General features: G+C 71.7%; 20 protein-coding genes and 1 riboswitch. Of the genes, 10 read left to right on the top strand and 10 right to left on the bottom strand.

The annotated features are described in order from the left end of the window. Positions 1-25: 25 nt before the first annotated feature. From AMK18_RS08735 to AMK18_RS08745, 3 genes are read left to right on the top strand one after another with little or no spacing between them, the layout of a single operon-like run. A complete protein-coding gene (locus AMK18_RS08735; RefSeq protein ID WP_073862384.1) occupies positions 26-622 on the top strand; it encodes an ankyrin repeat domain-containing protein in 597 nt (198 codons plus the stop codon). Further along, a complete protein-coding gene (locus AMK18_RS08740; protein ID WP_073862385.1) occupies positions 619-1,758 on the top strand; it encodes a YncE family protein in 1,140 nt (379 codons plus the stop codon). Before AMK18_RS08735 ends, AMK18_RS08740 begins: the two co-directional genes overlap by 4 nt. A gap of 51 nt (positions 1,759-1,809) precedes the next feature. Further along, the gene (locus AMK18_RS08745) at positions 1,810-3,225 is read left to right on the top strand and encodes a M1 family metallopeptidase (protein ID WP_073862386.1); all 1,416 of its coding nucleotides are present in this window, start codon (positions 1,810-1,812) and stop codon (positions 3,223-3,225) included. Between the two features lie 34 nt (positions 3,226-3,259). Here AMK18_RS08745 and AMK18_RS08750 read toward each other — a convergent pair whose 3' ends face one another. Together AMK18_RS08750 and AMK18_RS08755 are read right to left on the bottom strand one after the other, a co-directional pair. Then, complete coding sequence (locus AMK18_RS08750; protein WP_073862387.1) at positions 3,260-4,831, bottom strand: M4 family metallopeptidase; 1,572 nt, start codon at positions 4,829-4,831, stop codon at positions 3,260-3,262. Positions 4,832-5,084: 253 nt separating this feature from the next. Next, entirely contained in the window at positions 5,085-5,660 is a 576-nt protein-coding gene (locus tag AMK18_RS08755) for a TerD family protein (protein WP_018101589.1), read from the bottom strand. Positions 5,661-5,829: 169 nt separating this feature from the next. Here AMK18_RS08755 and arfB point away from each other — a divergent pair, with 169 nt between their 5' ends. After that, positions 5,830-6,264 (top strand): alternative ribosome rescue aminoacyl-tRNA hydrolase ArfB, encoded by a 435-nt coding sequence (arfB, locus tag AMK18_RS08760; RefSeq protein WP_018101588.1) that lies wholly within the window; start codon positions 5,830-5,832, stop codon positions 6,262-6,264. 30 nt (positions 6,265-6,294) lie between these two features. On the opposite strand, the gene AMK18_RS08765 is transcribed toward arfB, so the two are convergent. Continuing rightward, positions 6,295-6,858, bottom strand: coding sequence for a flavin reductase family protein (locus tag AMK18_RS08765; protein WP_198956967.1), 564 nt, complete (start codon positions 6,856-6,858; stop codon positions 6,295-6,297). Positions 6,859-7,126: 268 nt separating this feature from the next. Between AMK18_RS08765 and cdgB the strand changes: the two genes are divergently transcribed. Together cdgB and AMK18_RS08775 are read left to right on the top strand one after the other, a co-directional pair. Next, complete coding sequence (gene cdgB, locus AMK18_RS08770; protein WP_018101586.1) at positions 7,127-8,761, top strand: diguanylate cyclase CdgB; 1,635 nt, start codon at positions 7,127-7,129, stop codon at positions 8,759-8,761. 143 nt (positions 8,762-8,904) lie between these two features. Next, positions 8,905-9,879: a carbohydrate-binding protein gene (locus AMK18_RS08775; RefSeq protein ID WP_073862388.1), complete on the top strand. Its 975-nt coding sequence runs from the start codon at positions 8,905-8,907 to the stop codon at positions 9,877-9,879. 67 nt (positions 9,880-9,946) lie between these two features. Here the strand turns inward: AMK18_RS08775 and AMK18_RS08780 are convergent, their stop codons facing one another. From AMK18_RS08780 to AMK18_RS08800, 5 genes are all read right to left on the bottom strand, one after another. Beyond that, the gene (locus AMK18_RS08780; protein WP_073862389.1) at positions 9,947-10,798 is read right to left on the bottom strand and encodes a class II fructose-bisphosphate aldolase; all 852 of its coding nucleotides are present in this window, start codon (positions 10,796-10,798) and stop codon (positions 9,947-9,949) included. Positions 10,799-10,859: 61 nt separating this feature from the next. Beyond that, complete coding sequence (locus tag AMK18_RS08785) at positions 10,860-11,804, bottom strand: 1-phosphofructokinase family hexose kinase (protein WP_073862390.1); 945 nt, start codon at positions 11,802-11,804, stop codon at positions 10,860-10,862. Positions 11,805-11,953: 149 nt separating this feature from the next. Further along, the gene (nagA, locus tag AMK18_RS08790; protein ID WP_018101582.1) at positions 11,954-13,114 is read right to left on the bottom strand and encodes an N-acetylglucosamine-6-phosphate deacetylase; all 1,161 of its coding nucleotides are present in this window, start codon (positions 13,112-13,114) and stop codon (positions 11,954-11,956) included. Further along, positions 13,114-14,007 carry an ROK family protein gene (locus tag AMK18_RS08795; RefSeq protein ID WP_234011779.1) on the bottom strand — a complete coding sequence of 298 codons (894 nt, stop codon included), beginning with the start codon at positions 14,005-14,007 and terminating at the stop codon, positions 13,114-13,116. The genes nagA and AMK18_RS08795 overlap by 1 nt, the downstream gene beginning before the upstream one ends. Before the next feature lie 215 nt (positions 14,008-14,222). Beyond that, positions 14,223-15,131 (bottom strand): SIS domain-containing protein, encoded by a 909-nt coding sequence (locus AMK18_RS08800; RefSeq protein ID WP_018101580.1) that lies wholly within the window; start codon positions 15,129-15,131, stop codon positions 14,223-14,225. A 327-nt stretch (positions 15,132-15,458) separates the two neighbouring features. Here AMK18_RS08800 and AMK18_RS08805 point away from each other — a divergent pair, with 327 nt between their 5' ends. The 3 genes from AMK18_RS08805 to otsB all read left to right on the top strand — a co-directional run bounded on the left by AMK18_RS08805 (position 15,459) and on the right by otsB (position 18,077). Then, positions 15,459-16,676 (top strand): ABC transporter substrate-binding protein, encoded by a 1,218-nt coding sequence (locus tag AMK18_RS08805; RefSeq protein ID WP_241836515.1) that lies wholly within the window; start codon positions 15,459-15,461, stop codon positions 16,674-16,676. Between the two features lie 44 nt (positions 16,677-16,720). Further along, positions 16,721-16,981: a DUF3263 domain-containing protein gene (locus AMK18_RS08810; protein WP_018101578.1), complete on the top strand. Its 261-nt coding sequence runs from the start codon at positions 16,721-16,723 to the stop codon at positions 16,979-16,981. Positions 16,982-17,255: 274 nt separating this feature from the next. Beyond that, entirely contained in the window at positions 17,256-18,077 is an 822-nt protein-coding gene (gene otsB / locus AMK18_RS08815) for a trehalose-phosphatase (RefSeq protein WP_073862392.1), read from the top strand. A 3-nt stretch (positions 18,078-18,080) separates the two neighbouring features. Here the strand turns inward: otsB and AMK18_RS08820 are convergent, their stop codons facing one another. Both AMK18_RS08820 and AMK18_RS08825 read right to left on the bottom strand, forming a co-directional pair. Beyond that, positions 18,081-19,472, bottom strand: a complete 1,392-nt coding sequence (locus tag AMK18_RS08820) for an alpha,alpha-trehalose-phosphate synthase (UDP-forming) (protein ID WP_018101576.1) — start codon at positions 19,470-19,472, stop codon at positions 18,081-18,083. Positions 19,473-19,536: 64 nt separating this feature from the next. Continuing rightward, positions 19,537-20,475 (bottom strand): glucosyl-3-phosphoglycerate synthase, encoded by a 939-nt coding sequence (locus AMK18_RS08825; protein ID WP_073862393.1) that lies wholly within the window; start codon positions 20,473-20,475, stop codon positions 19,537-19,539. A 153-nt stretch (positions 20,476-20,628) separates the two neighbouring features. Next, a riboswitch (SAM riboswitch) is annotated at positions 20,629-20,755 on the top strand. A gap of 17 nt (positions 20,756-20,772) precedes the next feature. On the opposite strand from AMK18_RS08825, the gene thrC reads away from it, so the two are divergent. After that, positions 20,773-22,065, top strand: a complete 1,293-nt coding sequence (gene thrC, locus AMK18_RS08830) for a threonine synthase (RefSeq protein WP_026171321.1) — start codon at positions 20,773-20,775, stop codon at positions 22,063-22,065. Positions 22,066-22,077 lie beyond the last annotated feature (12 nt).

Here is a 22,077-nt window from a genome sequence, read left to right on the forward strand (position 1 = left end):
CGCGCACACCTCCCGGGAGACGGACATGAACGCCCTCGATCACCAGCTGCTCGACGCCGCGCGCACCGGCGACACCGACGGAGTGCGCACCGCGATCGAGGGCGGCGCCCGGGTCGACGTCCGCGACGAGGAGCTGCGCACCCCGCTGCTCCTGGCCGTCCACGGCAACCACGTCGGGGCCGCCCGGGTGCTCGTCGCGGCGGGCGCCGACCCGGACGCGCAGGACCGGCGCGAGGAGAGCCCCTGGCTGGCCACCGGCGTCACGGGCAGCGTGGAGATGCTGCGCGTCCTGCTGCCCGCCGGTCCGGACCTGAAGCTGCGGAACCGGTTCGGCGGGATCGCGCTGATCCCGGCGAGCGAGCGCGGTCATGTCGCGTACGTACGGGAGCTGCTGAAGGTCACCGACATCGACGTCGACCACGTCAACCGGCTGGGCTGGACCGCCCTGCTGGAGGCCGTGATCCTCGGCGACGGCGGCCGGGCGCACCAGGAGATCGTGGAGCTGCTGCTCGCGGCGGGCGCGACGCCGGGGCTGCCGGACGGCGACGGGGTGACCGCCCTGGAGCACGCGGAGCGGCGCGGGTTCGCGGGGATCGCGGCGCTGCTGCGGGACGCGTCGTGAAAGCCCGCCCTGCCGGTCGGAAGCGCCCGGCGGCCCTCCTGGCCGCCGTCGCCGCCGCAGCCGTGCTCGCCGGGTGCGCCGCCACCGACGCGCCCGCGTCGCCCGCCACCTCGCCCGCCGCGCGCATCCCCGCGCCCACCGCCACGCCCGAGCCCGGGGCGACTCCCGAAGGGACGTTGCTCGTCGCCGACTTCGGGGCCGACACCGTGTCCTTCGTGGACCCGGTACGGGGTGCCTTCGACCGGGTGAAGGTCGGCACCGCCCCCTACGGCGTCGTCGTCGGCGCGGACGGGCGGGCCTGGGTCACCACCGCCGAGGGCGTCGCGGTCGTGGACACCGGGAAGCGGTCGCGGCTGGACCTGATCCCGTACAGGACGCGGACCGGCCCCGCGACCACCGGTGAATACCGGGGCGGCGGGATGGGCATCGCGCTGGCCCCCGACGGCCGGCACGCGTACGTCGGTGTCAACGTGCCTGATGGCAACGGGGTCCTGGAGGTCATCGACACCACGACCCGGAAGGTGACCGGCACGGTCCCCGTGGGGCGCCGGCCCTTCGACGTGGACGTGTCGCGCGACGGCTCGGAGGCGTACGCCACCGGGCACGACTCGTTCGACGTGACGTCCGTCCGTACGGACACGCTCCGCGCGCGCCGTATGGAGGTCGCCCCGTACGGCACCGAGGGCGGGCTCGGGTCCTGGCTGAAGCCGCACTACGCGGTGGTCCGGCCGTCCGACGGGAAGCTGCTGCTGCCGTTCGAGGGCGAGCGGCTCGCGGTCCTCGACCCGCGCACCGGGAAGGTCGCCGTCGAGCGGATGACGGCCAACACGCACCAGCACGGCGCGGCGCTCGCCCCCGACGGCACGCTGCTGGTCGTCGGCACCGGCCCGATCGCCTCCGACGACAAGGAGGCGTCGCTGACGATCCGTGAGCCGGACGGCTCCGAGCGCGTCGTGAAGCTGGACGGCCCGCACGAGGACGTCGCCGTGTCGCGGGACGGCCGTACGGCGTACGTCACAGGAGGCTTCACCCGGGACGGCTACTGGAACGGCATCACGGTCGTCGCCCTCGACGGGAAGACCCCTCCGGTCCGTCTGGCGGCGGGCGAACGGCCGCTGGGGATCGCGGTGCTGTGAGCCCGGCGTACCACCCCCGGATTACGACATTCCGCACATAGGATCATCGGTGTGGATCATCGAACCCCGGCACGCCGCGGAGCGGCCCGCGCCGCCCTCCCCCTGCTCGCCCTCGCCCTCCTCGCGCCCGCCTGCACGGGCGGGGTGGAGGGCAAGCCGGGTGCGTCCGGGGTGCGCGATCCGTACTTCCCGAAGCTGGGCAACGGGGGCTACGACGTCACGCACTACGCCCTCACGCTCGACGTGGACCCGGACGAGCAGACCCTGCGCGGGACGGCCGAGATCACCGCGCGGGCCACGCAGGATCTCAGCTCGTTCAATCTGGACCTGGCCGGGCTGACCGTGAAGTCGGCGACCGTGGAAGGGCGTCCGGCCGCCGTGAACCGGGCGGGCAACGAGCTGACGCTCCGTACGGACGCGAAGGTCGAGGACCGGCTGCGGAAGGGCGAGACGTTCCGCGTCGTCGTGCGCTACTCGGGCTCCCCGAAGACGATCACCGACCCGGACGACTCCGAGGAGGGCTGGCTGCCGACCGACGACGGGGCGCTGGCCCTCGGTGAGCCGACCGGTTCGATGGCCTGGTTCCCCGGCAATCACCACCCGAGCGACAAGGCTTCCTACGACCTGACGGTCACCGTTCCGAAGGGGCTCACGGCGGTCTCCAACGGGGTGATGGCGGGTCCGCCGGTCACCGAGAAGGGCCGCACGACCTTCCGCTGGCACACCGCCGAGCCGATGGCGAGCTATCTCGCGACCCTGGCCGTCGGGGAGTTCGAGACGAAGACGTCCACGATGGCCGGTGGCATCACGGTGTTCACGGCCGTGGACCCGGAGGTGGCGAAGGAGAGTGCGCGGACGGTCGCCCGGGTCCCCGAGGTCGTGGCGTGGGAGGCGTCGCACTTCGGTCCGTATCCGTTCTCCGCGACGGGCGCGATCGTGGACCGCGAGGACGACGCCGGGTACGCGCTGGAGACGCAGAACCGGCCGTTCTTCCCCGGCCCGCCGAGCGTGGGGCTGCTCGTCCACGAGATGGCGCACCAGTGGTTCGGCGATTCGGTCACGCCGGAGAGCTGGCGCGACATGTGGCTGAACGAGGGGCTGGCGACGTACGCGGAGTGGCTGTGGGAGGAGGAGAAGAACGACACCCCGGCCGAGGAGTCGTTCGAGGACGCCTACGAGGACAAGGCCAACTGGGCCTTTCCGCCCGCCGATCCGCCGTCCGCCGCCCGGATCTCGGACGATCCGGTGTACGGGCGCGGGGCGATGGTCATCCACAAGATCCGCGAGGCCGTGGACGACGACGAGGAGTTCTTCGCGCTGCTGAAGGGCTGGACGAAGAAGTACCGGCACCGCAACGCGTCGACGGCCGACTTCACGGCGTACGTGGAGGAGGAGACCGGCCAGGACCTGTCGGACCTGTGGAAGGCGTGGCTGTACGGCAGGAGCCGGCCCGCCGCGGACGGCTGACCGGCTCCCGCTTCCTCATGCTCCCGCGTACGGGTTACTTCACGTTGACGCCGCTCCAGGCCGCGTCGACGGCCTTGAGCTCGGCGCTGTCGGCGCCGTAGAGGTCGGTCGCCGCCTTCTCGGTGGCGGTGCGGGCGTCCGCGTAGTCGGTGGTGGAGGTCATGTACTCGGACAGGGCCTTGTACCAGATCTGGACGGCCTTGTCCCGGCCGATGCCGGTGACGGTGGAGCCGTCGGAGGTCGGGGAGTCGTAGTCGACGCCGTTGATGGTCTTCGCGCCGCTGCCCTCGGACAGCAGGTAGAAGAAGTGGTTGGCGACGCCCGAGGAGTAGTGGACGTCGAGGTCGCCGACGCTGCTGTCCCAGTAGTCGGCCGAGCCGCCGTCCTTGCTGGGCTCGTCCATGTAGCGCAGCGGGCTGCCGTCGCCGTTGATGTCGATCTTCTCGCCGATGAGGTAGTCGCCGACGTCGGTCGCGTTGTCGGCGAAGAACTCGACGGAGGTGCCGAGGATGTCGCTGGTGGCCTCGTTGAGCCCGCCGGACTCGCCGGAGTAGTTCAGGTTGGCGGTGGACGAGGTGAGGCCGTGGCTCATCTCGTGGCCGGCGACGTCGAGGGCGGTGAGGGCGCTCTTGTTGTCGGCGCCGTCGCCGTACGTCATGCAGAAGCAGCTGTCGTCCCAGAAGGCGTTGACGTACGCGTCGCCGTAGTGGACCCGGGAGTACGCGGCCTTGCCGTCGCCCGCGATGCCGTCGCGGCCGAAGGCGGACTTGTAGAAGTCCCAGGTCTGCGCGGCGCCGTAGTGGGCGTCGACGGCGGCGGTCTGGCGGTCGTTGCCGGTGCCGTCGCCCCAGGTGTCGTCGTCGTCCGTGACGAGGTCGCCGGTGCCGCTCTCGCCCTGGTTGAGGTCGTACGTCTTGTGGCCGCCGCGGTCGCCGTCGGTCAGCTCGAAGCCGGAGCCGGACGCGGTGGTGGAGAGGTCGACCTTGCCGCTGTACTGGCTGTTGCCGACGCCGGCGGTCTCGATCTCCTCGTAGCTCTGGAGGACCTTGCCGGTGGTGGCGTCGGTGATGACGCGCTTGCGGCTGGGGGTGCCGTCCTTCTGGACGCCGGTCTTCACGGATTCCAGGGCGAGGACGGGGGTGCCGTCACCGGCCCAGATCACCTTGCGGGCGCTCGCCGCGGTCTTGATCTTCGGCGTGGTGGACGGCACGGATATGCGGGCCGTGGTCGCCTTGGTGACGCTCTTGAGCTTGCCGTTCGCGGCGGTGTGGGTGACGAGGTCGCCGCCGAGGACGGGCAGTCCGGCGTAGGTGCGCTCGTAGCGGGTGTGGACGGTGCCGTTGGCGTCCTTGATCACGTCACGCGCGATCAGCTTCTCCTTGGCGCCCAGCTTCAGTGCGGAGGCGGTGGAGGAGGCGTCGGACTGGGCGGTCTTGATGGCGGCGGTGCGCGCCGAGGCGCTGCTGAAGGCCGGGGTGGAGGTGGCGGCGGAGTCGCCGGGCGTGTTCGGGTGGGCGTTCGCCGCACCGGACTGGATGCCGACGAGGACCATCGCGGCCACGGCGGCCAGGGCAGCGGTGCGACGGGTGTTCATGTGGGGGGTCATGCAAACTCCGTTGCTCGTTCCGTGGGGGGTTACGAGCCGGGAGCCTGCCACCGAATCGGCGCTATTGACGGTGTACCAACAAATGCCTCACATTTCTTTGACCAGTTCTTGTCCGACTGAGGGACTGTCATGTCCGTTATCCGGCGGCCTTTGACCGGTCGGGACCGGGTGTGTCGGGATCAGGTGTCCGGACATGCGGGAGCCCCCGGCCGCAGGACGTTCGGCCGGGGGCTCCTCGAAGGGCTTGCCTGCGTCAGAGGGTGACGCCGAAGTCCTGGGCGATGCCGCGCAGGCCGGAGGCGTAGCCCTGGCCCACGGCGCGGAACTTCCAGTCGGCGCCGTTGCGGTACAGCTCGCCGAAGACCATGGCGGTCTCGGTGGCGGCGTCCTCGCTCAGGTCGTAGCGGGCGATCTCGGCGCCGCCGGCCTGGTTGAGGATGCGGATGTACGCGTTGCGCACCTGGCCGAAGTTCTGGCTGCGGGTCTCGGCGTCGTAGATCGAGACCGGGAAGACGATCTTGTCGACGTCGGCCGGCAGGCCCGCCAGGTTGACGTTGATCTGCTCGTCGTCGCCCTCGCCCGCACCCGTGAGGTTGTCACCGGTGTGCACGATGGTCTGGTCCGGGGTCGCCTTGTTGTTGAAGAAGACGAAGTGACCGTCGGAGTAGACCTTGCCGCCCGCGTTGACCGCGATCGCCGAGGCGTCGAGGTCGAAGTCGGTGCCGGTGGTGGTACGGACGTCCCAGCCGAGGCCGACCGTGACGGCGGTGAGGCCGGGGGCCTCCTTGGTGAGGGAGACGTTGCCGCCCTTGGACAGGCTTACTGCCATGGGAAGTCCCTTTCATCTGTCGGGTGCGGGCTTCGCGGTCACGAAGCTACCGTCACAGGTCATAACGCCGACAGGGGACCGCGAGGTTCCGCCCGCCTTTACTTTCTTTGCCGAAGGGCGGCCGGGGCGCCGCAAAAAGAGGTGACGAACAGCTGGTGGGGCGGGGAACATGGGTGTCATGTCCGGGCCCTATGTCATCCGCGGTTCGGTCTCCCTGCCGGAGGCCGAGCTCATGTGGCGTTTTTCGCGGTCCTCCGGGCCCGGCGGCCAGCACGTCAACACCAGCGACTCGCAGGTCGAGCTGCGCTTCGACCTCGCCGCCACCGAGGCGCTGCCCCAGGTGTGGAAGGAACGCGCGCTGGAGAGGCTGGCGGGCCGGCTGACCGGCGGTGTGATCGCCGTACGCGCGTCGGAGCACCGCTCGCAGTGGCGCAACCGCGAGACGGCCGCCGTGCGCCTCGCGGCCCTCCTGGCGGAGGCGTCCGCCCCGCCGCCCAGGCCGCGCGTGAAGAAGAAGATCCCCCGCGGGATCAACGAACGCCGGCTGCGCGAGAAGAAGCAGCGCAGCGACACGAAGCGGGGTCGCTCGGGGCGCGACTGGTAACGCGGCCCCCGCGCCCGGCGTCCGCCCCCCTCAGCCCAGCTGCCGGTACTTCCCCCGGAAGTACGTCAGCGGTCCGCCGTCCCCGCTCGGGACGTGCGCACTCAGCACGCGGCCGATCACCAGGGTGTGGTCACCCGCGACCACCCGCTGCTCCGTGCGGCACTCCAGGGTCGCGAGCGCGCCGCCCGCCAGTGGGGCGCCGGTGACCTCGCCGCGTACGTACGGGATGTCCTCGAAGAGCAGCCGGTCGCTGATCCGGCCCTTCATCGCGAACCGGCCCGCGATGTGCCGCTGGCTCTCCGCCAGCACGGACACCGCCCACAGCGGCTGCTCCGCGAGCAGGTCGTCCATCCGCGAGTCGTTGCGCAGGCTCACCATCACCAGCGGCGGGTCCAGGGACACGGACATGAAGGCGGTCGCGGTCATGCCGACGTCCTCACCGCGCCCGTCCGCGTCGAGCGGCGGCTCCTGGGCGGTGACCAGCACCACGCCGGCCGCCAGCCGGGACAGGGCGGCACGGAACTCTTCGTTGCTCACCCCCTCAGCATGGGGGACGGCCTCGGTACGCGGGGTGGGGGGTTTCGTCTGCAACACACCGGGAACGCTAGCCGCGCGTTCCGCGCCCCCGCATCGGGCCAGGGGACCAGCCGGGTCCTAGGACCGCCGGTTTTCGTCACCTCTCTGACCTGCTGTGACCTCTTCCCGCTCGTTTGTGACTTGAGTCACAGAGTGCAATATTTGCTGACCCTGTGTACCGGGTGCACAGCTCGCTGTGATTCAGTGGCCGTGACACTGCAGTAAGTACGTCACGTACGTCGATATGAATTCTGGAGTGCTGTCGAGGTCTCGGGGAGTGCGAGCGATGGACGCCGAGTCGGAGCCCTACGTCCGTCTCGCGACGATGCGGCAGCTGCACCAGGCCGTCGCCGATCTCAACACGGCGCGGAGCCTGGCCGACACCCTGCAGACGGTGGCCGACGGGATCGTCGCCAACCTCGGCTACGAGCTTGCCTGCGTCAACCTCGTCCGCCCCGACGGCGACCTCGTCGTCGCCGCCCTCGCCGGGAACCACGCCGCCGAGGCCCTGATCACCGGCCGGGTCGGCTCCCGCACCTCCTGGGAACGCCGGCTGCTCATGGGCGAGGCGTGGGACGGGCTGCGGTTCATACCGCACACCGAGGGCTGGGTCCTCCTGGACGACGACGTGCCGCAGTGGCACACGGAGGGCCCCGAGCCGCGCTTCGAGGACGAGTGGCACCCGCAGGACCGGCTGTACGCCCCGATGTACGCGTCCGGCGGCGGCTCGGACCTGCTGGGCGTCATATCCGTCGACCGGCCGCGCAACGGACGCCGCCCGGGCGCCTGGGGCCGCGAGGCGCTCCATATGTACGCCTCGCAGTCCGCCATCGCGATCAGCAACGCCAGGCTCCGGGCCAACATGCAACGGGCCCTGGTCCGGCTGGAGCGCGAGCAGCAGGCGCTCCGGGCCAGCGAGGAATCCTTCCGCCAGGCATTCGAGTACGCCCCCAGCGGCATGGCCATCGCCGAGCTGGGCGGCGACCAGCAGGGGCGGCTGCTGCGGACGAACGACGCGCTGTGCCGGCTGCTGGGCCGCCCCGCGTCGGTGCTGCGCCGCTACTCCTTCGCTGACCTGGTCCACCCCGAGGACATCGGCACCCTGCTCCGTACCTCCGCCGAGGGCGGCCGGGCCGAGCTGCGCCTGGGCCGGCGGGACGGCTCGTACCTGTGGGTGTCGCTGCGCAACTCCGTGGTCGCGGACACGGCGGACGGGCCGCGCTTCCTGCTGACGCACGTCGAGGACATCGAGGAGCGCAAGCGCCATGAGCTGAACCTCGCGCACCGCGCCTCGCACGACGCGCTCACCGGGCTGCCCAACAGCGCGGAGCTGCGGACCCGGCTCGGCGCCCGGCTGTGCGCCCGGCCGGACGCGGCGGCGACGACGGACGTCGAGGCGGTGGACGCGGCGTACGGGGACGTGGACGAGACGCGGGGGCACTACCCGGTCGGCGGTCCGGGTGCGCACCCCTTCGACCACCATGTGCACGCAGTGGCGCCAGACACATCGCGGGACGATGGGGCGAAGGGGCTCGCGGTCCTCTTCTGCGACCTGGACGGCTTCAAGTCGATCAACGACCGCTTCGGGCACCACACGGGTGACGCGGTGCTCATCGAGGTGGCCCGGCGGCTGACCACCTGTGTCCGGGACGGGGACACCGTCGCCCGGCTCGGGGGTGACGAATTCGTCGTTCTCGCGGACGGCCTGGGTGCGGCGGACGCGGCTGACCTGGCCGTTCGCCTGCGAAATGCGATCATTCCGCCTATTCGGGTCGATGGGCGCGCGGTGCGCGTGGGGGCCAGTTTCGGCATCGGCTGGGCGGCCTGCGGGATGACCGCGGAAGAGGTGCTGCGCTCCGCCGACCAGCGGATGTACGTGGAGAAGCGGTCGCGGTCGAAGGTTCACCGCAGAGCCGGCTGACGTTCTTCCGCGCGTCCCCGCCCGGGTTCCCGCCGAGGTCCTTGTCAATTCTTGACATCGTCCATTCGAGGTAGGCTCGGCCGGTCGGCGACGGCCGGCGCTATTCGGCGACGGCTGACGACATGGTGAGGAGTGACCCAGGGATGGCCGGGAACAACGGCGCGAGCACACCCGAGGACGACGATCCGTTCGGCTACCTCTACGCGGACGGGCAGGCGGCCGGTGCGCAGCCGCCGGGACAGGGCGGCTACGGCTACCCGGGTCCCGCCGCCCAGCCGGGTGTGCCCCGGACCTCGTACAACCAGGTGCGGACCGTCGGTGAGCGCCAGTACGGGCAGCAGGTGCCGCAGCAGCAGGCGTACGGCTACCCGCCCCAGGCGCCCCAGGGCCAGTACGGCCAGCCCAGCCCGCAGTACGCCGCCCCGGAGACGTATCCCGGCGGCGCGGCCACCACGCAGGTGCCGCAGCAGGGCGGTCGCGGCGGCGGTTCCGGCAAGGGCGGCCCGAACACCAAGGGTCTGCTGATCGCGGCGGTCGCGGTCGTCGCGGTGGTGCTCATCGGCATCGGCGCGGCGCTGATGACGAGCGACGGCGACAAGGACAAGAAGGCCGAGGCGAACTCCTCGCAGGAGCCCGGCTCGAATGTCGAGGAGTCCCCGAAGCCGGATCCCTCCCCGACCTCGTCGGCCCCTGCGGAGCTCCCGAAGCAGGACGCGGCCGCGCTCCAGCTGGGCGGCACGGCGCAGCTCGACAACTCCGTGAAGGGCGCCAAGAGCGCGAACGGGCAGTACATCAACCTCAACGAGGTGGGCCGCTCGGCGACCTGGTCCGTCGAGGTGCCGGAGGCCGGTGAGTACACGCTGTTCGTGACGTACGGCGTGCCGGGCAAGGACGCCAAGACCTCGCTGACGGTCAATTCCGAGGACCCGCGCTCCATCAACATGAAGAACTTCGCCAACGCCCCCGAGGGTGACCTGGAGAAGGGCTGGACGACGACGTACGCCTACGTCAACCTCGTCAAGGGCTCGAACACGCTGATGATCTCGTGCAACGAGGGCGATCAGTGCGACGCCAATCTGGACCAGCTGTCGCTGAAGGCCGGTCACCAGACCCGCTGACCGGCGCCCCAGCCAATCCGGCCCCCTCGCCTCCGGGCGAGGGGGCCGGTGCGTTTCCGGGGTCCGCTCAGCCCATCAGGGCGAGGAAGCCGGCGACCGTGGCGGCCATGGCCTCGCGGCCGGGGGCGATGTACTTGCGGGGGTCGACGCCCGTGGTGTTCTCGGCCAGGTGGGCGCGGACGGCGCCGGTGAACGCGGTGTTCAGGGCGGTGCCGACGTTGATCTTGACCATGCCGGAGGCGGCGACGGCCTGGCGGATCTCGTCGTCCGGGACGCCGCTGGAGCCGTGCAGGACGAGCGGGACGGGGACGGCGGCGCGGAGCCGGCCGATCAGCTCGTGGTCCAGGGCCGCGGTGCGCTCGGTCATGGCGTGCGAGGAGCCGACGGCGACGGCGAGGGCGTCCACGCCGGTCGCGGCGACGTAAGCGGCGGCCTCGTCCGGGTCGGTGCGGACGCCGGGGGCGTGGGCGTCGAGCGGGGCCTCGCCCTCCTTGCCGCCGACCTTGCCGAGCTCGGCCTCGATCCAGATGCCGCGCGCGTGGCCCCAGGCGACGGCCTCGGCGGTGGCCCGGACGTTGTCCTCGTAGGTGAGCTTGGACGCGTCGAACATCACGGAGCCGAAGCCCTCGTCGTGGGCCTGGTGGAGCAGGTCCACGGACTCGACGTGGTCGAGGTGCAGGGCGAGCGGCGCGGAGGAGGTCCGGGCGACGGCGGCGGCGGCCGCGGCTATGGCGGTGAGCCGGCCGCCGTGGAACTTCACGGCGTTCTCGGAGATCTGGAGGATGGCGGGCGCGCCGGCGCGTTCGGCGCCGGTGGCGATGGCCTCCGCGTGCTCCAGGGTGATGACGTTGAAGGCGGCGATCCCGCGTCCCTGGGCCTGGGCGGCCGAGACGAGTTCACCGGTGCTGACGAGCGGCATTGCTGACCTCTGTTGTTTCTCGGGTCCGGCGGGCGGGCCCGGTGCGGGGCGGGGCGCGGCGTCAGGCCGCCCCCGCTGCGTGTTCCTCGATGGCGACGCGCGGCAGCAGCTCCTCGTACGCCGCGCGGTCGAAGTCGCCCGCGGTGGGGGCCAGCACGGTCGCCGTCGACAGTGCCACCGCCCGGCGCAGCCGGTCCGGCCAGCTCAGGGACTCCACGAGGCCGGAGAGCAGTCCGGCCACGGCGGAGTCGCCCGCTCCGGTCGGGTTGCCCTTGACCGGCGCGGGCGGCGAGGCCCGCCAGACGCCGTCCGGGGTGACGGCGAGCATGCCGTCCGGGCCGAGCGAGGCGATGACGCCGTGGGCGCCGCGGCGGCGGGCGTCGCGGGTGGCGCGCAGGGGCTCGCGGGAGCCGGTGAGCTGGGCGAGCTCGTCGGCGTTCGGCTTGATCAGGTCGGGGCGGGCGGCGATGCCCCGTCGCAGCGGTTCGCCGCTGGTGTCCAGGAGGACGGGGACGCCGGCGGTGCGGGCGAGCCGGACGAGTTCGCCGTACGCGCCGACGTGGATGCCGGGCGGCAGGCTGCCGCACAGGGCGACGGCGTCGGCGGTCTTCAGCAGGTCCGCGTACGCGCCGAGGAGGGCGGTCCACTCGTCGGCGGTGACGTGCGGTCCCGCCTCGTTGAACTGGGTGGTGTCGCCGGTCGCCGCGTCGGCCACGGCGAGGGTGCGGCGGGTGTCGCCGGAGACGGGGACGAGCGCGTCGGTGAGGGTGCCGCTCTGCCGGGGGAGCGCGGCGAGCAGGTCGCGCAGGACGCTCCCGGTGGCGCCGCCGGCGAAGCCGGTGACGACGGTGTCGTGGCCGAGGGCGGTGAGGACGCGGGCGACGTTGAGGCCCTTGCCGCCGGGGCGCTCGGAGAGGTCGGTGACCCGGTGGCTGGAGTGCGGCACGAGGGCGGGGACGGAGTAGGTGAGGTCGAGTGCCGTGTTCAGCGTGACCGTGAGGATCACCGCGGCCGCCCTTTCGCGTTCGTTCCGTGCTGCGCGCTGATTCCTTGCCGGAACGCGCTTTCCATGCTGGTTTCCCAGGCGATCATGCCAAAGAGGGGGCGGTCGGCCCAGACCTCGGGGCCAACCGCCGTCTCTTCGTTACGTGGGAGTCAGTTCGCGGCGGTGTCGGGGCGGACGATCCATTCGCCCTTGCGCATGACGCCCTTGAGGCGGAAGTCCTCGTCCAGAACGACCAGGTCGGCGTCCTTGCCGGGTTCCAGCGAGCCGACCTTGTCGTACACGCCGAGGAGCCGCGCCGGGTTGGCGGAGATCGACGTGACCACGTCCTCGACGGGGATGCGGTCGATGGTCACGGCGCGGTGGAAGGCGGTGTCCAGGGTGAGGGTGGAGCCGGCGATGGAGTTGCCCTCGACCAGTCGGGCGACGCCGTTCTCGACGTTCACGGCGAGCGGGCCGAGCTGGTAGACGCCGTCGCCGAAGCCGGCCGCGTCCATGGCGTCGGTGATGAGGGCGACGCGGTCGGCGCCCGCGTGGTGGTAGGCCAGTTCGAGCGCGGCCGGGTGCAGGTGCGTGCCGTCGTTGATCAGCTCGACGGTGATCCGCTCGTCCTCCAGGAGGGCGGCGATCGGGCCGGGCGCGCGGTGGCCGATGGCCGGCATCGCGTTGTAGAGGTGCGTGGCGACGGTGGCGCCCGCGTCGATCGCCTCGACGGTCTGCTCGTACGTGGCGTCGGTGTGGCCGATGGCCGCGATGACGCCGTGCTCGGCGAGCAGCCGTACGGACTCGATGCCGCCGGGCAGCTCGGTCGCGAGGGTGAACATCTTCGCGGTGCCGCGCGCGGCGTCCATCAGCTTGCGGACCTCGGCCGGGTCCGGGTGGCGCAGCAGGGCCTCGCTGTGGGCGCCCTTGCGGCAGGGGGAGATGAAGGGGCCCTCGAAGTGGATACCGGCCAGGTCGCCCTGTTCGACCAGTTCCGAGAGGATGCCGGCGCGCTCGGCGAGGAAGTCCATCTCGCCGGTGACCGTGGAGGCGACGAGGGTGGTGGTGCCGTGCTCGCGGTGGGTGCGGACGCCGGTCAGGACCTCGTCCACGGTGCCGGAGGTGAAGGACGCGCCGCCGCCGCCGTGGTTGTGCATGTCCACGAAGCCCGGGACGATCCAGTGGCCGGAGAGGTCCAGGACCGGGGCGTTCTCGGCCTGGGTGCCGGAGATGCGGGTGCCTTCGACGGTCACCCGGCCGTCCTCGACGGTGCCGGTGGGCAGTACCACCCGGGCCCCTGCGAGAACGGTGCTGTCTGCGCGTCCGGCCATCAGGCGGATACCTCCGTGGAGAGTAGATCCCAGGCGAGCAGCCCTGCGCCCAGGCATCCGGCGGTGTCCCCGAGGGCCGCCGGGACGATGTGGGGCAGCTTCTGGAACGTGACGCGTTCCTCGACGGCCGCACGGAGTGGTGTGAACAAGGTTTCCCCGGCCTCGGCGAGCCCGCCACCGATGATGAGCGTGCGCGGGTCCAGCAGGGTGAGCGCGGTGACGAGTCCGGCGGCGAGCGCGTCGACGGCGTTCTGCCAGACCTCGACGGCCTTCGGGTCGCCGGATTCGACGGCCTTGGCGCAGTCGGCGGCGTCCGCCTTCGGGTCGCCGGACGCGGCCGCCCAGGCGCGGCTGACGGCGGAGGCGGAGGCCAGGGTCTCCAGGCAGCCGCGCTGGCCGCAGCCGCAGTCCGGGCCGTCCGGCCGGATCACGATGTGGCCGATCTCGCCCGCATAGCCGTGGGCGCCCTCCTCGATCGCACCGGCGATGCCGATGGCTCCGGCGATCCCGGTGCCGAGGGGGATGAAGAGGAAGCGGTCGGCGCCCTGACCCGCGCCGATCCGGCCCTCGGCGAGCCCGCCGGTGCGGACGTCGTGGCCGAGCGCCACGGGCACGCCGCCGAGCCGTTCGCCGAGCAGCTGCCGCATGGGTACGTCACGCCAGCCCAGGTTCGCCGCGTAGACGGCGACCCCCTTCTCCGCGTCCACGATGCCGGGTACGGCGACACCGGCCGCGAGGGCGCTCTCGCCGAAGTGCTCCTCGCCGTACGCGCGCAGGTCGGCGGCGAAGGTGAGGATCGACTCCACGACGGCGTCGGCGCCGCGCTCTCTGCCGGTCGCGCGCCGTGCCTCGTGGAGCAGGGCGCCGTCGGCCCCGACCAGTGCGGCCTTCATTCCGGTGCCGCCCACATCGAGGGCGATGACGTGTTTCACGTGGAACAGTTTCGCCCGAGGGACCCCAAAAGGTCTAGTCCACTAGTGCTGTTTGTTGCGCATCCATACAAAATCCCGGTACCGGTTACGGGGAAGGGCCCGGTTTGTCGAGAAGGCCGCCCGGGAAGGGCTCCGCGCCTGCCCGATCCCGGGTCCGTTCCCCGTCCGCGCGGGCCCTACTCCGGCAGGATCACGCTGCGCGAGAGGTTGCGCGGGTGGTCGGGGTCGTACCCCTTCGACTCGGCCAGGACCACCGCGAGCCGCTGTGCGCGGATCAGGTCGGCCATCGGGTCCGCCGTCCCGTGCGCGACGAGCGTCCCGCCGACCGCCGCGACCTCGCCGGCCAGTCCTTCGGGCAGGGCGCCGAAGACCCAGGCCACCCGGTTCGGACCGGTGATCGCGATCGGGCCGTGGCGGTACTCCATCGCCGGGTAGGACTCGGTCCAGGCGCCCGCCGCCTCGCGCATCTTCAGCCCGGCCTCCTGGGCGAGGCCGTAGGTCCAGCCGCGCCCCAGGAACGTCCACTGCTCGGCCGCGACCACCGCCTCGGCCAGCGGCTCGGTCACCGCCAGCTCCGCGTCGACCGCCGCCTCGGCGACCGTCTTCACGCCCGCGGGAAGCGGACCGGCCGCCTCCAGACCCGCCCGCAGGAAGGCGAGCGCGGTCGTCGCGAACCGGGTCTGGACCACGGACTCCTCGTCCGCCCAGTCCAGCACCGCGACCGCGTCGGCGGCCTCCATGACCGGGGTCCTCGGGTCGCCGGTCAGCGCGACGGTCGCGGTCTTCCCGCGCAGCTCGCGCAGGAGCGCCAGCACCTCGCTCGTCGTACCGGAGCGGGTGATCGCGACCACCCGGTCGTACGGCCGTCCCACCGGGAACTCCGAGGAGGCGTACGCGTCCGTCTCGCCCTGTCCCGCGGCCTCCCGCAGGGCCGCGTACGCGATGGCCATGAACCACGAGGTGCCGCATCCGGTGACGGCGACGCGCTCGCCCGGCTTCGGCAGCCCCTCGAACTCCGCGCCCGCCTGTGCGGCACGCCGCCAGCAGCTGGGCTGGGTGGCAATCTCAGATGCGGTACGCGACATGCGGAGCGGCTCCTTGCGGCTGGGCGGGCTCGGGGCGACGGAACGGGCCCGTAAGGGAACTGACGCGCCGTCGGCTAAAGGTCTGGACCAATAAGGCCCGTACGTCGAGACCTACTTAGCAGTCGCCGCGGGCCCCGTGCAATGCTGCTGCGTTGTGGAAGCGATACCTCCGTGGTGTAGACCTCTACGCCGGTGGCGGGGAAAATCGCAGCTCACCCGGAGTGCCCCGCGCGGACGTGGGAGCCGCGGGCGGTGTAATCGACGAGGACGGACTGAGCTGTGCGACGGCGTTACTTGGGACTGACGGCGGCTGTCGCCGTGATGGGGATGACGGCGACGCTGTCGGGCTGCGGCACGAGCGGCGGCTCCGGCGACGTGACGCTGAAGCTGGTCGCGGCCGACTACGGCACCAGCGAGGCGAACAAGTCCGACAAGTACTGGGACGGCGTCGCCCGCGCCTTCGAGTCGTCCCACCCCGGGATCAAGGTCGACGTGACCGTCCTGCCCTGGACCGACATCGACCGCGACGTCGCCAAGATGGTCAAGGACGGCGAGGCTCCCGACATCGCGCAGATCGGCGCCTACGCGGACTACGCGAAGGCCGGGAAGCTCTACTCCGCCGACGAGATGCTGAGCATCCCCACGCAGGCGAACTTCCTGCCGAAGCTGATCGACGCGGGGCAGGTCAACCGCATCCAGTACGGGCTGCCGTTCGTCGCCTCCACCCGGCTGCTCTTCTACAACAAGAAGCTCTTCTCGCAGGCCGGGCTCAACGCCCCCAGGACCTGGAGCGACATAGCCTCCGACGCCGCCGCGCTCAAGCAGCGCGGGGTGTCCTACCCCTTCGCGCTGCCGCTCGGGCCGGAGGAGTCCCAGGCCGAGACCCTGATGTGGATGCTCAGCGGGGGCGGCGCCTACACCGATGAGGTCGGCTCGTACGACATCGCCTCCGAGCAGAACGTCAAGACGTTCGACTGGCTGAAGTCGCACCTCGTGGACAAGGGCCTCGTCGGCCCGGTCGCCCCCGGCAAGCTGAACCGCGCCAAGGCGTTCGAGGAGTTCTCGAAGGGGAAGGTCGGCATGCTCAACGGCCACCCCACGCTGATGGAGGAGGCGCAGAAGCAGGGTGTGCAGGTCGGCATGGTCCCGCTGCCCGGCGAGCACGGGCCCACCGAGGGGTCCATGGGCGTCGCCGACTGGATCATGGGCTTCAAGCAGAACGATCACCGGGTCGAGATCGGCAAGTTCTTCGACTACCTGTTCACCGACAAGAACGTGATCCAGTTCGCCGACATGTACGACCTGCTGCCGCCCACGAACAGCGCGTCGGCGGCGATGGAGGACGACGCCAAGTACAAGCCGCTGCACCAGTTCCTGGCGGCGCTGCCGGAGTCGGAGTTCTACCCGTTCGGCAAGACGTCCTGGGCGGCGGCGAGCGAGTCGATCAAGGAGAACATCGGCAAGGCGGTCGAGCCCGGGTCCAGCCCGCAGGGTGTGCTGGAGCGGATATCGCGGGATGCGACGACGGCGGAAGCGGCGGAGTAGCCTCCGCGTTCCGCGGGGGTGGGGCGCGCCATATATTGGCTGATATGACCGCCCACCCCCCGAACGGCCCTGCCGAGTCCGCGCCGCTGTCCGACCGCGATCGCGCGGTGCTCGCTGTGGAGCGGCAGTCGTGGGCGGGGGCGGGGGCGAAGGAGCGGGCGATCCGGGAGCGGTTGGGGTTGTCGCCGACGCGGTATTACCAGTTGCTGAATGCGTTGCTGGATGACCGGCGGGCGCTGGAGGAGGATCCGGTGACGGTGAATCGCCTTCGGCGCGTCCGTGATGCTCGGCGGGGGCGGCGGTAGGGGGCGCGTGCGCCTGCGCTGCGCCTGCGGCGGGCCTGTACCCCACCCCGCCCCTTCCCGAAACCGGGGCGCTGCCCCGGACCCCGCGCCTCAAACGCCGGCGGGGCTGGATAGTGCGACGGCCACTTCAAGCCCCTGCGGCGATTGAGCAGCGGGGTGCGGGGCGGAGCCCCGGGAGGGCGGTGGCTATTTCAAGCCCCTGCGGCGATTGAGCAGCGGGGGTACGGGGGGCAGCGCCCCCGCGGCGGGGGTGTGCGGGGATACGCTCAAGCGCATGGGCACCCCACAGACCACCGCAGGCCGTGACGGCCTGGAAGCCATCCTCGCCCGGCCGGCCCAGGCCCTCGTCGCGCTCGACTTCGACGGGACGCTGGCGGACATCGTGCCGGACCCCGAGCAGGCGCGGGCGCACCCCGGAGCCGTGGCGGCGCTCGCCGCCCTCGCGCCGAAGGTCGCGTCCGTGGCCGTGATCACCGGGCGCCCCGCCGAGGTCGCCGTGCGCTTTGCCGGGGTCGCCGGAGTGGAAGGGCTCGACCACCTCGTCGTGCTCGGGCACTACGGCGCCGAGCGCTGGGACGCCGTGACCGGGACCGTGCACGCCCCCGAACCGCACCCGGGCGTCGCGGCCGTGCGCGCCGAGCTCCCCGGCGTATTGGGGGAGGCCGCGACCTGGACCGAGGACAAGGGCCACGCCCTCGCGGTGCACACCCGCCGCGCCGCCGACCCGCAGGCCGCGTTCGACGCGCTGCGCGGGCCCCTCGGCGAGCTGGCCGCGCGCCACGGGCTGATCGTGGAACCGGGGCGCCTGGTCCTGGAGTTGCGCCCGCCGGGCATGGACAAGGGCGTCGCGCTCACCGAGTACGTACGCGAGATCGGCGCCACGTCCGTGCTGTACGCGGGCGACGACCTGGGCGACCTCGCCGCGTTCGCGGCCGTGGAGAAGCTCCGGACACGGGACGAGGACGCCGTCCCCGGGCTGCTCATCTGCAGCGGCAGCGCCGAGGTGCCGGAGCTCGCCGACCGCGCCGACCTGTCCCTGCCCGGGCCCGGCGCGGTCGTGGCGTACCTGCGCGAACTCGCCGACCGCCTCGCCTAGTCGCTAATCGCGCCGCAGCGCGTCCAGCTGGTCCAGGAACCACTGCTGCGGCGGCAGCGCGGTGGCCGCCTCGGCCAGCCGTTCCGTGCGGGCGGCCCGCGCGTCGTCCGGGAGCGTCAGCGCCTCGTGCAGCGCGTCGGCTGTGGCCGAGACGTCGTACGGGTTGACCGTGAAGGCGTGCTCGCCCAGCTCCTCGTACGCGCCGGCCTCCCGCGACAGGACCAGCGCGCAGCCCTCGTCGGAGACGACCGGGACCTCCTTGGCGACCAGGTTCATGCCGTCCCGGATCGGGTTGACGAGGGCGACGTCGGCCAGCCGGTACGCGGCGAGCGAGCGGGCGAAGTCGTCCTTCACGTGCAGGACGACCGGGGTCCAGCCGTCCGTGCCGTACGTCTTGTTGATCGCGTCGGCGACCCGCTGGACCTCCGCGGTGTACTCCCGGTAGACCGCGAGGTCCTGCCGCGAGGGGTAGGCGAAGGCGACGTGCACGACGCGTTCGCGCCATTCGGGGCGCTCGTCCAGCAGCGTGCGGTAGGCGTGCAGGCCCCGGACGATGTTCTTGGACAGTTCCGTCCGGTCGACCCGGACGATGGTCTTCCGGTCGGGCCCGATCTGCTCGCGCAGGGCCGCCATCCGCTCGTCCACGTCCGCCTCGTGCGCCCGGCTCCGCAGGAATCCGGCGTCGGCGCCCAGGCCGTGGACGCCGATGCGGGTGCGGCCGGTGCCGCCCAGGATCTCCGTGCAGCAGCCGATGAAGGCGTCCGCCCAGCGGCGGGTCAGGAAGGCGGCGCGGTCGGCGCCGAGGATGCCGCGCAGCAGCTGTTCGGCGATGTCGTCGGGGAGCAGCCGGAAGTAGTCGACGGGTGCCCACGGGGTGTGCGAGAAGTGGCCGATCCGCAGGTCGGGGCGGAGCTCGCGGAGCATGCCGGGGACCAGCGAGAGGTGGTAGTCCTGCACCAGGACCGCCGCGCCCTCTCCCGCCTCCTCGGCCAGCGCCTCGGCGAAGGCGCGGTTGTAGGTCTCGAAGGAGGCCCACTGCCTGCGGAACTCCGCGTCGAAGACGGGCTCGACGGGCGTCTGGTACAGCATGTGGTGGACGAACCACAGCACGGAGTTGGCGATGCCGTTGTACGCGTCGGCGTGCACCCCGGCGTCGATGTCGAGCATCCGGACACCCGGCTCGCCGACCCCCCGGCGCACCGCCTCGCGGTCGCCGTCGCCGAGGGCGGCGCAGACCCACATCTTGTCGTCCACGGCGCTGAGGCCGGAGACGAGTCCGCCCCCGCCCCGTTTCGCTTCGAGGGTGCCGTCGTCGCCCACGGCGTACGAGACGGGGCCGCGGTTGGACGCGACGAGGACCTGGGCAGCGGGCTGGGGGGCGTGCTCGGAGACCATGGCCGGAATCTAGCCCGAACCCGATCCGCCCAAACGTACGAAGCCGGACGGCGTGGGGTCGTGATCAGGCCGCGCGCCGTGCCACGTACTCCTCGATCTCGCACATGGGCGGCCTCTCCTGCGTGTCCACCGGGTACGTGCGCGGTACGAACCCGCCCGGTCCGCGTTCGTACTGGGTCAGCGAGGGGCGCACCAGATGGCCGCGGGAGAGCCGCACCTGCGCGGTGCGGTAGATCGCGGCGGCCATCCGGCCGAGCGCCTGGCCGTCCTGGTGGCGGTGGACGCGGACGCCGACGTCCACCTGGGCGAGGGCGTCGAGGCCCACGGTGTGCAGCGCGTCCACGAGCAGGCCGAGCTCGACCCCGTAACCGACCGGGAAGGGCAGCCGCTCCAGGAGCGAGCGGCGTACGGCGTACTCGCCGCCCAGCGGCTGGACGAAGCCCGCGAGCAGCGGCCAGTGGAGGTTCAGCAGGGGGCGGGCCACCAGCTCGGTGACGCGGCCGCCCTGGCCGGGCAGCTCGCCGAGCGGCCGGTCGTACATCGCCTTGACGAACTGCACCTCGGGGTGGGCGAGGAGCGGCCCGACGATGCCGGAGACGAAGTCCGCCGAGAAGTCCTTCAGGTCCGCGTCGATGAAGCACAGGATGTCGCCGCTGGTGACCAGGAGCGACCGCCACAGCACCTCGCCCTTGCCGGGGAGGGCGGGGAGGCGGGGCAGGATCGCGTCGCGGTGGACGACCCGGGCGCCCGCGCGGCGGGCGACCTCGGCGGTGGCGTCCGTGGAGCCCGAGTCGATCACGACCAGCTCGTCCACCAGCGGAACGCGCTCCATCAGCTCGCGCCGGATCGTGGCGACGATGTCGCCGACGGTCGCGGCCTCGTTGAGGGCCGGTAGAACGACGCTCACGCCCGTACCGTTCGCGGCGGCCCGCACACTCCCCGGCGGGTGGTCGGCGGCTGACCAGGAACGCCTGGTCAGCCAGCGTTCGACCTCTTCGAGCACGGTCGATACTCCCTGTATGTGATCCATCTCGCGGTACGGACGGCTATCTCACCCGTCCGGTCCTTCGGTTACAGTCTTGAACAACGCGGACGGCCATCGCATGCCGGGGTCGGTCCGCCGACAAATGCGCGGATCCATGATCCGTCGCCACAGCGCTCATCCAGAGGGACAGAGGGAACGGCCCGTTGAAGTCCCGGCAACCCTCCTGCCGACCGCGAGGTCAGGTGGGGAAGGTGCCAATTCCGTCTCGCGGCGAAACGCGTCGTGAGGAAGATGAGGAGAAAGGGCCTCGCCATCATGGCTGTTGAAACCGTCGCAGCACACACCGAATCCTCTGTGGACCTGGGTCCCGCCGCGGCTCTTTCCTGCCGCGAATGCGGTGAACGGTTCGCACTCGGTCCCATTTTCGCCTGCGCGTCCTGTTTCGGGCCGCTCGAAGTGGCGTACGACCTGCCGAGCGGCTCTCCCGACGAGTTGAAGAAGCGCATCGAGGCCGGCCCGAACAACATCTGGCGTTACGCGCCGCTGCTGCCGGTGCCCGCCGATGTGGCCGACAAGCCCAATCTCAACCCCGGCTTCACCAAGCTGGTCAAGGCCGACAACCTCGCCCGCGAGCTGGGTGTGACCGGCGGCCTGTACGTGAAGGACGACTCCGGCAACCCGACGCACTCCTTCAAGGACCGCGTCGTCGCCATCGCCGTCGAGGCCGCCCGCGCCTTCGGCTTCACCACGCTCTCCTGCTCCTCGACCGGCAACCTCGCCGGTGCGGTCGGCGCCGCCGCCTCGCGTGCGGGCCTGCGCTCCTGCGTGTTCATCCCGCACGACCTGGAGCAGGGCAAGGTCGTCATGGCCGCGGTGTACGGCGGTGAGCTGGTCGGCATCGAGGGCAACTACGACGACGTCAACCGCTTCTGCTCCGAGCTCATCGGCGACCCGCTGGGCGAGGGCTGGGGGTTCGTCAACGTCAACCTGCGTCCGTACTACGGCGAGGGTTCCAAGACGCTCGCGTACGAGATCTGCGAGCAGCTCGGCTGGCAGCTGCCCGACCAGATCGTCATCCCGATCGCGTCCGGCTCGCAGCTCACGAAGATCGACAAGGGCCTCCAGGAGCTGATCAAGCTCGGCCTGGTCGAGGACAAGCCGTACAAGATCTTCGGCGCCCAGGCCGAGGGCTGCTCCCCGGTCTCCACCGCCTTCAAGGCCGGTCACGACGTGGTCCGCCCGCAGAAGCCGAACACGATCGCCAAGTCCCTCGCGATCGGCAACCCGGCCGACGGCCCGTACGTCCTGGACATCGCCCGCCGCACCGGCGGCGCCGTCGAGGACGTCAACGACGAGCAGGTCGTGGACGCGATCAAGCTCCTGGCCCGCACCGAGGGCATCTTCGCCGAGACGGCGGGCGGGGTGACGGTCGGCGTGACGAAGAAGCTGATCGACGCCGGCCTGCTCGACCCGGCGCTCACCACCGTCGTCCTGAACACGGGTGACGGCCTCAAGACGCTGGACGCGGTGGCCGACACCTCGCAGGCGACCGCCACGATCCGCCCGAGCCTGGACGCCTTCCGCGCCGCCGGACTCGCCACCAGCTGACCACCCGAGACT

Origin of the sequence: Streptomyces sp. CB01249 (assembly GCF_001905735.1) — a bacterium.
Lineage (GTDB): Bacteria > Actinomycetota > Actinomycetes > Streptomycetales > Streptomycetaceae > Streptomyces.